General features: G+C 40.6%; 10 protein-coding genes. 7 read left to right on the top strand and 3 right to left on the bottom strand.

Translation table 11 applies throughout. The features are described 5' to 3' along the window. Positions 1-205: 205 nt before the first annotated feature. Both tkt and tal read right to left on the bottom strand, forming a co-directional pair. Positions 206-2,197: a transketolase gene (gene tkt / locus AACW75_RS17565; RefSeq protein ID WP_102447551.1), complete on the bottom strand. Its 1,992-nt coding sequence runs from the start codon at positions 2,195-2,197 to the stop codon at positions 206-208. A 90-nt stretch (positions 2,198-2,287) separates the two neighbouring features. Next, positions 2,288-3,238, bottom strand: coding sequence for a transaldolase (gene tal / locus AACW75_RS17560; protein ID WP_017075437.1), 951 nt, complete (start codon positions 3,236-3,238; stop codon positions 2,288-2,290). Positions 3,239-3,695: 457 nt separating this feature from the next. Between tal and AACW75_RS17555 the strand changes: the two genes are divergently transcribed. The 3 genes from AACW75_RS17555 to AACW75_RS17545 all read left to right on the top strand — a co-directional run bounded on the left by AACW75_RS17555 (position 3,696) and on the right by AACW75_RS17545 (position 9,376). Then, positions 3,696-4,688 (top strand): sugar-binding transcriptional regulator, encoded by a 993-nt coding sequence (locus AACW75_RS17555; protein ID WP_135455299.1) that lies wholly within the window; start codon positions 3,696-3,698, stop codon positions 4,686-4,688. Between the two features lie 236 nt (positions 4,689-4,924). Next, positions 4,925-7,957, top strand: a complete 3,033-nt coding sequence (locus tag AACW75_RS17550; protein ID WP_145572301.1) for a M6 family metalloprotease domain-containing protein — start codon at positions 4,925-4,927, stop codon at positions 7,955-7,957. A 534-nt stretch (positions 7,958-8,491) separates the two neighbouring features. Continuing rightward, positions 8,492-9,376, top strand: coding sequence for a LysR family transcriptional regulator (locus tag AACW75_RS17545; protein ID WP_135455293.1), 885 nt, complete (start codon positions 8,492-8,494; stop codon positions 9,374-9,376). Here AACW75_RS17545 and AACW75_RS17540 read toward each other — a convergent pair whose 3' ends face one another. Continuing rightward, positions 9,377-9,835, bottom strand: a complete 459-nt coding sequence (locus tag AACW75_RS17540; protein WP_145572302.1) for an A24 family peptidase — start codon at positions 9,833-9,835, stop codon at positions 9,377-9,379. A 209-nt stretch (positions 9,836-10,044) separates the two neighbouring features. On the opposite strand from AACW75_RS17540, the gene AACW75_RS17535 reads away from it, so the two are divergent. The 4 genes from AACW75_RS17535 to AACW75_RS17520 are packed head-to-tail and all read left to right on the top strand — an operon-like array spanning position 10,045 to position 12,876. Beyond that, the gene (locus AACW75_RS17535) at positions 10,045-10,257 is read left to right on the top strand and encodes a Flp family type IVb pilin (RefSeq protein WP_065104638.1); all 213 of its coding nucleotides are present in this window, start codon (positions 10,045-10,047) and stop codon (positions 10,255-10,257) included. A 54-nt stretch (positions 10,258-10,311) separates the two neighbouring features. Next, a complete protein-coding gene (locus tag AACW75_RS17530; RefSeq protein WP_135455289.1) occupies positions 10,312-11,088 on the top strand; it encodes a pilus assembly protein CpaB in 777 nt (258 codons plus the stop codon). A 1-nt stretch (position 11,089) separates the two neighbouring features. Beyond that, positions 11,090-12,415 (top strand): type II and III secretion system protein family protein, encoded by a 1,326-nt coding sequence (locus AACW75_RS17525; RefSeq protein WP_135455287.1) that lies wholly within the window; start codon positions 11,090-11,092, stop codon positions 12,413-12,415. Next, positions 12,415-12,876, top strand: coding sequence for an ATPase (locus tag AACW75_RS17520; protein WP_145572314.1), 462 nt, complete (start codon positions 12,415-12,417; stop codon positions 12,874-12,876). Before AACW75_RS17525 ends, AACW75_RS17520 begins: the two co-directional genes overlap by 1 nt. Position 12,877 lies beyond the last annotated feature (1 nt).

Genomic DNA, 12,877 nt, shown 5'->3' with positions numbered 1-12,877 from the left:
AGCGGCGACGACCTGTAATTTAAAGCCTAGTGTGTAATCACGCTGAGTGCGCTTAACGTAGGTATTATTTGAAGTAGTCATAATTCGTCCTCAATGTGTAAACACATTTCAGGACGGGACAGACAGATACAAAAAAGCCCCGCATTTTCAGGCGGGGCTTTCAGTATGCATCAACCCATTTAAGGGCGAGACAATTTAATCAAGACTAAGCTAGAAGCTCTTTTGCTGTGTTTACTACGTTTTCTGTAGTGAAACCGAACATCTTGAATAGCTCGCCTGCTGGTGCAGATTCGCCGAACGTTGTCATGCCGATGATCTTGCCACCGAAACCAACGTACTTGTACCAGAAGTCAGCGATGCCAGCTTCTACAGCAATACGTGCTGTTACGTCAGCTGGAAGCACAGACTCACGGTATTCAGCGTCTTGCTTATCGAAAGCGTCAGTTGCAGGCATAGATACTACACGTACTTTTTTGCCTTCAGCTGTCAGTTCAGCAGCAGCGCTAACCGCTAACTCAACTTCAGAACCTGTCGCGATAAGGATAAGCTCTGGCTTGCCTTCACAATCTTTCAGGATGTAACCACCCTTCGCGATGTTTGCTACTTGCTCAGCATCACGAGGTTGTTGTGCTAGGTTTTGGCGAGAGAAGATAAGCGCTGAAGGGCCATCTTTACGTTCAATTGCCAGTTTCCAAGCAACTGCAGACTCAACTTGGTCACATGGACGCCATGTGCTCATGTTTGGAGTCAAACGTAGAGAAGCGACCTGCTCAACCGGTTGGTGAGTTGGACCATCTTCGCCAAGACCGATAGAGTCATGTGTGTAAACTTGGATGTTCTGAGTTTTCATCAGAGCAGCCATACGCATTGCGTTACGAGCGTATTCCATGAACATTAGGAACGTTGCGCCGTATGGTACGAAACCACCGTGCAGAGCGATACCGTTCATGATAGCCGTCATACCGAATTCACGTACACCGTAGTGGATGTAGTTACCAGAGAAGTCTTCAGCTGTTAACGACTTAGAACCAGACCACATAGTCAGGTTAGAAGGTGCCAAGTCAGCAGAGCCGCCCATAAATTCAGGCAACATAGCACCGAACGCTTCTAGAGCATTTTGAGACGCCTTACGTGATGCGATGTTTGCTGGGTTAGCTTGAAGATCAGCAATGATTGCCGATGCTTTCTCTTCCCACTCAGCGGGTAGATCACCGTTTACGCGGCGTTTGAATTCAGCTGCCAGCTCAGGGTATGCTGCTTCATAAGCTGCAAGTTTCTCATTCCACGCTGCTTCTTTAGCTGCGCCTGCTTCTTTCGCATCCCACTCTGAGTAAACTTCCGACGGAATTTCAAAAGGACCGTGCTCCCAACCTAGTTGCTTACGAGTTGCTGCGATTTCATCAGCGCCTAATGGTGCACCGTGACAGTCGTGCGTACCTGCTTTGTTAGGAGAACCAAAGCCAATCACTGTTTTAGTACAGATTAGAGTCGGGCGAGGATCCGCTTTAGCCGCTTCAATAGCCGCGTTGATAGCGTCAGCATCGTGACCATCAACTGCTGGGATTACGTGCCAGCCGTAAGCTTCGAAACGCTTAGGTGTATCGTCAGAGAACCAACCTTCAACTTCGCCATCGATAGAGATACCGTTGTCATCCCAGAAAGCAACTAGCTTACCAAGACCTAGCGTACCCGCTAGAGAACATGATTCGTGAGAGATACCTTCCATCAGACAGCCATCACCCATGAATGCATAAGTGTAGTGGTCTACGATGTCGTGGCCTTCTTTATTGAACTGTGCCGCTAGTGCTTTCTCAGCCATCGCCATACCAACAGCGTTAGTGATGCCTTGACCTAGAGGACCAGTCGTTGTTTCGATGCCTGGTGCGTATCCGTACTCTGGGTGACCTGGAGTCTTAGAGTGCAGTTGACGGAAGTTCTTAAGGTCTTCAATTGAAAGCTCGTAACCTGCTAGGTGAAGCAGAGAGTAAATCAGCATAGAGCCGTGGCCGTTAGACAGGATAAAACGGTCGCGGTCAGCCCACTCTGGGTTTGACGGGTTGTGGTTTAGGTGAGAGCGCCAAAGTACTTCAGCGATGTCAGCCATGCCCATAGGTGCGCCAGGGTGACCAGAGTTTGCTTGTTGTACGCCGTCCATGCTTAGAGCACGAATCGCGTTAGCTAGATGTTTGCGGTTCATAATTGCTTCCAAAATTGATTCGAAATTAAAAATTCGTAGATAGATGTAAAAGAGGAACGAAATTCGTTCCTCTTATTTATTTGGTAGTGATTACAGCTTAGCTGCGATCATGTCTTCTAGTTTGCCTTGGTCAACGGCGAAGTTACGGATGCCTTCAGCTAGCTTCTCTACAGCCATTGGGTCTTGGTTGTGATCCCATAGGAACTCAGCGTGAGTCATTGCAGCCGGACGCTCTTTAGTACCGTTAGAGTCGATTAGCTTTTCTACTACTTCGCCTTCAGCTGCTTCTAGGTCTGCTAGAAGTTGAGGAGCGATAGTTAGACGGTCACAACCAGCAAGTTCAAGGATCTCGCCGATATTACGGAAGCTTGCACCCATCACAACAGTCTTGTAGCCGTGCTCTTTGTAGTAGTTGTAGATCTCTGAAACAGAGATTACGCCTGGATCTTCTGAAGCTTCAAAATCACGGCCTTCTTTCGCTTTGTACCAGTCCATGATGCGACCAACGAAAGGAGAGATTAGGAACACGCCAGCTTCAGCACAAGCGCGAGCTTGAGCGAATGAGAATAGAAGTGTTAGGTTACAGTTGATGCCTTCTTTCTCTAGGATTTCAGCAGCACGGATGCCTTCCCAAGTAGAAGCCAGTTTGATAAGGATACGATCGTTTGTGATGCCCGCATCGTTATACATTTTGATAAGTTGACGAGCTTTAGTAACGCTGCCTTCCATGTCGTAAGAAAGACGAGCATCTACTTCAGTAGAGATGCGGCCAGGTACAACGTTAAGGATTTCTTTACCGATGTTCACGTTAAGCATGTCACAAGTGTCTTGAACTTGTTGTGCTTTATCAGCGCTTTGCGCTTTAGCGTATTCGATAGAAGCATCGATTAGAGGCGCGTACTCAGCAATTTGAGCTGCTTTAAGAATTAGAGATGGGTTAGTTGTTGCGTCTTCAGGAGTGTACTTGCTGATAGCTTCGATATCGCCAGTGTCAGCTACAACAGTTGTTAGTTTACGAAGTTGCTCTAATTTATTGCTCATTTTGATCATCCTATGTATCGCATAACACCTCTTTAACGGGAGGTGTGGGCATTTGCAAGCTAACTAATGAAGTTCTCAATGGTTGTACCAGTGAGCCAAACTTACATTAATTTAAATTTTTCTCCGAACGAACATTTGCACGGAACATATGATCGCTCGATGAGTAAATGATGTAGCCATATTTATCCTATCTAGCACTAAAGTCAACGGTAAATAGTGCGGTATGGTGACTTCAGTCAAATATATTTCGCTCTAGTAATCATGGGGTATGCAAGCAAACGTTTAACGAACAAAGTGGGGTCAATTAACCTACAATAAAATAAAGGTCATTGCAGTGCGCAAATGTTCCTTGGTATTACATATGTTCAGGGTGTAAGCTTGTGTATCACTTACTGAGCTCTCCTATATTAGGAAGTACAGCAGGTAAAATAATTGTTAAATATTGGTTGAGTGGTATATGAGTAAGAATATCCAAGATGTTTCCGAAGAAAACACTGATCTCCTGACTGAAGTAGCGGTTGCCTATTATCAAGATGGTGCAACTCAAGAAGAGATCTCGAAAAAGTTCTCAATTTCTCGTGCAAAGGTTGGTCGAATGCTCAAGCAAGCCCGAGATGAAGGCATTGTTGAGATTACAGTGAAATACCATCCTGTATTCAGTGCTAAAATCGAACAAAGGCTAATCGAGCGTTTTGGTGTTAAGCGTGCACTTGTTGCACTCGACCAACCAAATGAAGAAAAACAACGGCTTCAAGTAGCAGGTTTAGTTTCTAACTATCTGACTAGTACATTGAAAAATGGCATGGTGGTAACAGTAGGTCAAGGCCGCAATGTATCATCAGTGGCGCACCATACTGGCGTGATCACTCCGCGTGATTGCAAGTTTGTGTGTGGTATCGGTGGCATTCACCCAAGAGGCGGCATGTTTAACGCCGACCATATATGCAGACAGTTAGCGAAAAAGTACGGTGGTTCTTCAGAAACCTTGTACGCGCCTGCTTATGCAGAGAATAAAGCGCAAAAAACTGCATTTATGGAAAACAGCACTGTAAAGCAAACGCTCGATCTCGCTCGTAAAGCCGATGTCGCTCTAGTGGGTATTGGTGACATGAGTGAAAATAGTTATATGGTCGACCTAGGTTGGTTTACAGCAGGAGAGGTTGTGCAATCAAGGTTACTTCAAGGTGTCGTAGGTGATTTTGCGGGTTATGACTTTTTCGATGTACATGGTAAAGCAGCAAATACTGTCATGAGTGACCGAGTCATTGGTTTGGCCTTGGAAGAGTTTCGTCCAATTGCTGATGTTATTGCCATCGCCGCTGAGAACAGTAAACCTCTCGCTCTATTAGGCGCACTAAGAACGGGTGTGGTGGATGTAATCGCGACTAGTGTAAGCAATGCATTAACGGTACTTAACCTTGATGAGCAGATGAAGCAAGCATCTAAATAGTTAAGTTTTTGTAAATATCCTATTTAAATAAGCACACGGACTAAATAGGATATTATTTATGAGAATAAATTTATATTCTCATAAATAATATTTATATGCTTTAGCACATAAATATTATTTATAGGTTTAGTTAGAAAGTTAATTGGTGAATATAAATACCCGTTGATAGAGTCTCGTTTCATTTAACGAATGAATTATTCTTTTTCTGAGAAAATTCGACTAACGGGATTATCCTAATGAGGACAAAATTAATTTGTACATGTCTTACAACGTTACTTGTTGTTTGTTCTGTACAAGCTACTACTTTACCAGCGCCAATCTGGCACACGATGACCTTTATTGACGGCAGTACAAAGGAACTGCGCCTGATGGGGTCTCAACATATGTTTTGGTACCAAGATAGTGATGGACATCTGTATATCCAACATCATGATAATCAGTGGTATTTTGCTAAATATGAAAAAAATGATGGTGGGACCGGAAGTGTTGTCTCTACTGGTGTTCTGGCTTCGAGTGATGTTGATATTCCAAGTGAATCAAACATTAAATATCTCAAAATAGAGCAAATACACATCAATGAACCATACGATTCACCTGCTGCAAACAATAAAAAATTTCCATCCATACAAAAGCAACGTTCATTATTAAGTAGTGCTTCAAAAAAACGAATCACTGAGCAGCCTTTGTTGGTTGTGCAAGTCAGTTTTTCAAACGAAAAGATAGTGAATAATTTTCAGGCTACAATATTTGGTGAAAATCAACAAAGTGTTCAAGATTATTTTCTAAAAAATAGTTACGGGAATTATAAAGTTGTTCCAGCCAAAGAAAACGAAGGCACGCAAAATGATGGAGTTATCAATGTTACGTTAGATATTGAGCACCCTAATTGTCATTCCAAGTCTGAAAGTAATTGCCAAAGTAAACTTAATAACGCCTTCGCTAAAGCGTATGAAGCATTAGATGTTGATTTCAATCTTTCTAAATATGACTACAACAATGACGGTAGTATTGACCCGCAAGAGCTATCAGTTATGTTTGTGTTTGCTGGTAACGATAAATCTAGCGGTACACGTAAAACACCAACCATTTGGCCGCATAAGTATTCTCATCAAACTGTCGAAATAGATGGGAAGCGAATCAGTGCCTATTGTCTATTCGCTGACTATCAAGATGACCATCAATCAACAATGGGCGTCATTGCTCACGAGCTTGGACATCTAATGTTAGGGCTACCGGATTTATATTCCTATAAACATGATGGCTCCATTGGGCATTGGGGGCTCATGGGCGGTGGTAGCTGGGGAAGTAAACCAAGTGATAAGTATGCTGGCGAAACTCCCGTTAACATGTTGACATGGAGCAAAGAGGCATCAGGGTTTCTAAAGCCGAAAGTACTTTTTAATAACGGCAGTGTCGAAATAGACACAATCAAAGGCGAAAGCGTCATTCATCTTGACCCCTACCTAAAGCAGTTTGGCCCTCGCGCTTACGTCGAAAATAGGCGTAAAAACAATTATGACCAAGCACTTCGTGGAGAAGGCTTGTTAATAACAGCGGTGAATATAGATAATCAATTCAACAGTACGGGCCCAATGCAAGTTCAGGTATTCCAAGCCGATGGAGAGGGATTACTTGAGAGCGGATTCTCGTCTGGTGATGATGGCGACGTATTTCCTGGTAGAGAATCGGTTACCACTCTCTCTGATGACTCTGAACCCTCTTTAACAGCGATTACTGCGGGAAGAAAGACGGATATTTCTATCTCCAATATTATCAGCGACGCTAACAAAGCGAGTTTCTCTTTACTGGTACCCAACTCAGACAATAAATCGTCTTGGGTTACCTCTTTCGGAAGAACTTACCCACATTACAACGTAAATTCTAATGTTTTAGGATTTTCCATTGATGTCGTCAAAGGCAAGCAAGATATTGCCGGGATTCACTTTTACGCTAAAGCAACGAGCGTCGCAATGCCCATGTTCTATCGTTTAGTCGAATATCCATACCAATCAAGATTCGGTAATGCTGTTATTGACGAAAACTCTGCTCGTTTACTAAACAGAGGTGTAGCTCAACAAGGCGGTGGCCAAGTGATCTTTGATGAACCAGTCAAGCTTGGATTAGGTTCTAAGTTACTTGTACTAGAAATTGAAAATGGTACTCCGGAATACTCCACACAGTTTTTAGATGCTTATCTAGGAGATGGTCAGAGAAAAAGACAGTTTTCTGGGGCAATATCTGATTACAAAACCAATGGTCTTAATCGAGGCTTTGGCCAAAATTTTCCTTTCGCAGTACTTTTTGAACAGCCCTTACAAGCCAAACCTATTGCAATAGACGACATTATATCGACCGATGAAGACATCCCTTTTATGCTCAATTTGTTGGGGAATGATATTAACCTTTCGAGGCGTAACCAATATTCTATCGAGGTAGGACAAAAACCTACCAAAGGCATGATTGAAGATGGAACCTATTTTCCTTTCCTCAATCGCTTTGGAAGAGACTATTTTACTTATCGCTTGAACGATGAAGCTGGGTATGTGACTGATTTTGCGCGTGTGGAAATAGACATTAAATCTGTAAATGACTCTCCACAGATAACTCTAGACCAGCGCGACGTTAACTCTGAACCTGGCAAAACATTGGCATTTACAGTAACAAGTATTACGGATGTTGATTCTACAGAACATCAAATTGCTTGGTCACAAGTTAAGGGGCCTCAATTGACATTAAACGGCGAGAACTCAAAAACTCTTAGTGTCATGGTTCCCGATGATGCTGGACGTGGTGAGCAATACAGATTTAAAGTTACGGTGACCGACTCATCAGGGTCTGATGCAAAACAGTCTGTCATACTTACTGTACAAAGAAAGCAAGCCTCGCTACTGGGTACTGAATCATTACAGGTAGAGTATGGTGACGAAGTTGATTTAGTCCCAAATATAAAAGGCACACTTCAAAAATTAAATATTTTAGAACCTCCGCGTAATGGTATTGCAAATATTGAAGGAGGTAAGATCGTTTATCGTGCGCCAGCTCAACGCAAGCAAGCTTTATATGACTGTATTAAATATAAGGTTTTATTGGAGGATGGTAATGAGTGGATTGGTTCGTTTGATATCGAAGTTTTACCGAATATTACAAATGAACCTTTGGTGACGTTAAATCAAAGTGATTCTTCTGGCGGAAGTACTTCATTACCCGTGTTATTTATACTGTGTTTGCTCTTCAGGTTACGGCAGCTGCGCCAAAATAAAGTGGAATAGAAGAGCTATATTCATTAGCTCTTTTTATGTGCCCGGTCATAAATTATTTGACTGGGCAAATAGAATGATCTGTCGCATTTTTGATTCTAGAGTTACATTAATAGGTGTTTAGTTTCATTTGCGTGCTACCTTGATCACAAAAACAGACAATGGTTCATTTGGATGATTTTTAAGCTTTAGCCCGATAAGTGATGATTATTTACATAAATTTCAAAGCTTTTACGGATTTCTAAGGTGCTGAATGCATAGGTTTTGGTTATAATTGTGTTGTATATAATTTGCCTGGAAGGGGTGTTGTGTAAGGGCTCTAGTACTTGAATTGCACACAAAACATGTTGTTTGTAAAAGCACATAAGGATTTGTGAATCAGTTGTTGGTGCGAAAAATGTATTTATTTATTTAGATGCATATAAACATTATTTATGACTATATAAATAATGTTTTTTTGTATCTGAATGACACTATTGTTACTTTTACGCTGATTTTTAATAAGAATAATTAATAAAAGAACGCAACATCGGGGTAGTTTGCACCATGAAAAACGTCAACAGGTCTATCGACGTCAAATATTTAAGAACATTTTCACACGTTGCTAAGCACAAAAGTTTCACTGCAGCGGCTGAGTCTCTATTTATGACACAGCCTGCGGTTTCTCAGCATATTAAAAAAATTGAAAGTACGATCGGGGCAAGTATTTTTGATAGAAAAGAAGGATTTTTACTGACTAAACATGGGAAAGTATTACTTGATTATGCTGACCAAACAATGTCGATGTACGAAAGGCTGTTTGAAGATTTAGAAAAAGTTGAACTTCGAGATCAATTTAATATAGCAATTTCTGAATCGTTTTGTTTTGAGATGGTTGAACGTGTAATTAATGAATTTCGATTGCTAAATAATATAGATCTATCAATTAACAGCTTTTCAAAATCTTCTCTATTAGATCCATCTCCCTATGATCTTATTTTTTCTATGGATAGGATTTCAGAAGAGAATGGTAAGTCTTACCAATTAAAAACTGTTAATTATGTTATCGCACACTCAAATGCACTTGATCCATATGAATGCTATCCTCAGCGTGTTGTTTTCTGCAATACGCTCTCTAAGTCTTATGTTCAAGAGCTACTTAATGACTACAATATTGAATCATCTCATGTGACGAGTTGGATAAAAACGAGTTCGTGCCAGTTACTAAAAAGTGAATTGGAAACAAATGGTACTATTCTTATTTTTCCTGAATGGTCTATACGTCACAATAAATGCAAGACAATACCATTACGACAAAAAGTAAATATGTACGTTTGGTGTAGTGATGAGATTTCACAAGAGTTAGAGGCGTTAGGTATCAAAGATAAGATTCAACAATTGTTTCAAATTAGTGATATCTCTCGTCCTGTGTTAGAGCACAATATTATGTAATCAGTTTGCCAGAATGGATATAGTGCTAAAAAAGAAACAGCTCAAAGCAATAGGTATTCCGTAAGGAATGCCTTTTGCAAAGCTAGGTATTCCTCTTATTTTTCCAACTATGTACATCGTGAAAACCAAAAAGCCTCCAAGAAAACCTATATAAATCAATGTTATTACAACTAGGTCCGGCTGTATGCCAATGATTAAGGCACAAAGTAACTTCACATCTCCAGCGCCGATCACTCTTAGGTACCAAAGTATAAAAAATACCACGAAGCAGAGAACCGCTATGGGTAACGATGACATCAAGTAGCCGTTATGTAACGCGACGAGAATACTAAATATTAAAGCTATTTTATTGAGGTCATTTGGTATCTTTCTATGTTTACCATCGAAAAAACATACGTGTATTGATATTAAAAAATTTACAAATATTAAAGTGGTGTAAGTTAATAAATCTATATTCATAAATATAGAATACCGGTTAGTGTTAGCTATATCAACGAAAATCTTATTTCGGATTCTTATACCATTATAAAAATAGCTTATATCGATAAAAATAAGTTTATGTTATGCGGTCATAATAACTATTAATTGGATGTATGTTTGTTTGTCGGGTAGATTTTACTCGCAATTTCAATTAGACCAATGGTCAATATACTTTTTATAGGATTATTATGTATTACAAAACTTTAGCAAAACTAGCCGAACTTAAAATGAAGTTCGAAGATGATGTTCGTGGTGTAACTGCGGTTGAATATGCAATTATTGCCGTTGTAATGTCGGCTTTAGTATTAGCTGCATTTCAAACTGATGCGCTTAAAAATGCTATCACTGGTGCATTAACTAAAGTGACTACCAACTTGACTACAGCTACTACAGGCAAATAATCAGCCACTAAGAATAATATATAAAGGGGCTGTTGCCCCTATTTTAGGCTTAATATGAACAGAATGATCATTCTTCTTCTTGTCGCTTTCTCTATTTTTTCAACGCTGATCTATATTAATATTAACTATATTTCAACTGACGAGGAACCACAGGAAGTACAGCAGAAAGAAGAACCTAAAGTCAGTATTTTAGTTGCTCAAACAGAAATTAAACGTTCTCAACCTATAATTCCTAAGTCTTATGATAAGAAATTCATTCATATATCTGACTTAGATGGTTACTACTATACCTTAGAAGATGACCTTATTGTTGAACCTGGTGCTCTCTTTAAGGAAGACATCTCTGAAGGTACTTACTTAACACAAGATATGATCTCTAACCCTGGAGACCGAGATTATATGTACCTGTCATTAAATGATGGTGAATTACCTTATTTTTATGAAGTAACAGGTATTGGAGTCGTACAAACCGCAACCCTTACTCCTGGTGATAAAGTGAGCTTCGTTTCCACAACCTCATCAAAATCAAATCTAGTTGAGAATGGATATGGTGACATTGGCGATCTAGTTAGTCGAGTTATTATTAGTGGAGCTCGCGTGCTGCAGGTAATAAAAGGCAGTGAAGATACTGACTCTGAAGATGCCGAAGATAAAAAATACAGTCTAGTTATTGCATTAAATATGCGCAGCGTTTTGAAGCTCGAAATGGCTCAAAAAATCGGTGATGTGAATATTATTCCATCAGAAATCGAGAATCGCTATTTATCTATCCGCAGTAGTGACCTTTTAGAAACTCAGTTTGGTGTCAGAGAATTACGTGGTAAGGAATAACATGATTTTAAGGAACAAAAATATAGCTTTGTTATTGTGCGGGATTCTTTCATGTCCATTACTCGCATCAGAATTAATGAACTTGGATCAGGGCGCCGCAAAAACCATTAATTTGAAGCGACAGATATCAACGGTATTTGTGGCGAATCAAGAAATAGCTGACTACAAAATTATCGATGAGAACAAGGTTGTGGTTTACGGCGTTGGCCAAGGTACGACCTCGGTAATTGTTTACGATCGCGGTGGAAACGAAATCTACAATGCGGAATTGGTAGTCAATCAAAGCTTAAGACTACTCAAGCAAACGCTCATTGCTCGATTTCCTGATGAAAACGTTGTCGTTTCCAATGTTGGCGACCAAGTTGTGTTGGATGGCATTGTCGGTAGTGAAGAGATCAAACAAAAGATTAATCGACTTGTCGGAGAAATGCTGAAGAAAGATCGTCGCCGTGCAGCTTATGAATTAAAGGATGCAGACGGTGAAGCTGTAGACGAGCTAGAGTACACGGCAAAGTACAACTACGACCAAGTCATTAATAACTTAAAAGTTCTCACCACTGAACAGATCAACGTTAAGTTGACGGTCGCAGAAGTTTCGAGCTCTTTTCTTACCGAGTTAGGCGTTACCTATAGCGACAGTGGAGAGCCGGGTACTTTTGTTAATAAGCTCCTTGATTTTACGGCTCAAGATATCGTTTCTGTTATCTCCGCAAGTGGTGATGACAAAATCGGGCGGGTATTGGCCGAGCCCAACCTTTCTGTTATTTCGGGTGAGCAGGCGAGTTTCCTCGCAGGTGGCGAGATACCAATTGCTGTTAGAGATGAAGACGGTATTACCATTTCTTATAAAGAGTACGGCGTTAAATTAGCCATGGTTGCTAAGGTTACTGACACGGAAAACATCCGCTTAACCTTGATCCCTGAAGTTAGCTCGATTGATGAATCAAACAAAACCACAACGGGCTTAATCTCAGTGCCTTCTTTGCGAACTCGACGAGCTCAAACGACGGTTCATTTAAAAGACGGCCAAAGCTTTGTCCTGGCAGGGCTACTTACCTCAGAAGAGCGTGAATCGTTAACCAAGATTCCAATTTTGGGGGACATCCCAATATTAGGTGCGCTATTTAGTCACACTTCCACAAACCGCTCTAAAACGGAATTGATCATCGTAGCGACTGTGAATCTGGTTGATCCCGTCGAGCAAGAGCAAGTTAAGTTACCTAGTTTTAGACGTACCAGTGATCTAGAGCGACTACTTCGAATTGACCTCTCGGGACTGGATGAACCGGATCTAGAAAACACGATCAATCAAGGAGGGTTCAATTGATGAGATGGATCATTATTACCTTAATAGCTTTAATTACTTCTGCTTGTTCTCACGTTGATACTACGAACTCTAGTGTTATAGAGCAGCTAGAGGAACGCTTTGAATTTGATATGACTACCGGAGAGGATTCAATGTCTCGCTCCGTTGCTTTTATCCGAGATGTTAATTCGAGAGAGACAAAGGCAACGTTTTTGGTCAAATATAAGCCTGATGCGAGTGAATTTGTCGCGAAGCTAAGAGATAGATTTAAGTCAGAATCTATTGCTAAAGACAGATATAAAGTTGAGCTCGCTGATCAAAATCAAGAAAAGAATATCCTGATAATAGGGCGATATGTCCGTATTAAAAGCAGTGATTGTGGAGTGATGATGTTCTCGCAAAGAGAAGATTATCAATTTGGTTGTAGCGTCGAACATAACCGCAATATTAGCTTGGTTAACCCGATTAAGAAGGCTAAATAGT

The organism is Vibrio sp. L3-7, from assembly GCF_963898195.1.
Taxonomy (GTDB): domain Bacteria; phylum Pseudomonadota; class Gammaproteobacteria; order Enterobacterales; family Vibrionaceae; genus Vibrio; species Vibrio echinoideorum.
Note: the sequence above shows the minus strand (reverse complement) of the source record. Positions and strands in the feature narration are given on the sequence as shown.